The 261-nt window shown below is 64.0% G+C and carries 1 protein-coding gene; it reads left to right on the top strand.

Features of this window, described 5'->3' with window-relative positions:
- Positions 1-93 (top strand): ATP-binding protein (locus QN357_RS19425; RefSeq protein WP_323505461.1); only part of this gene is annotated, 93 nt, incomplete at its 5' end.
- Between the last annotated feature and the right edge of the window lie 168 nt (positions 94-261).

The following is a 261-nucleotide window of genomic DNA, read 5'->3' as shown; positions in this document are numbered from 1 at the left end:
GCCGCCGCCGTCATCGACCGCATCGTCCACCACGGCCGCCTCCTCCAATTTCGCGGCGAGTCCTACCGCGTCAAGCACGCCCTCATGAAATAGCCCCGACCAGGCCCGGCTGGTCTCGAACCTGACGCCGATTGGTCCACCCCAACGCCACTCCGCCGCCGGTCAGTGCGAGGAAACGACCCCAAAAACCGACCGCCGCAGGCACCGTGATCAATTGGCCGGAAACGGTGCTGAAGTGGCCGGTTAATTAGCGATCAAATG

The organism is Cryobacterium sp. RTC2.1 (assembly GCF_035018685.1).
GTDB classification, from domain to species: domain Bacteria; phylum Actinomycetota; class Actinomycetes; order Actinomycetales; family Microbacteriaceae; genus Cryobacterium; species Cryobacterium glucosi.
Note: the sequence above shows the minus strand (reverse complement) of the source record. Positions and strands in the feature narration are given on the sequence as shown.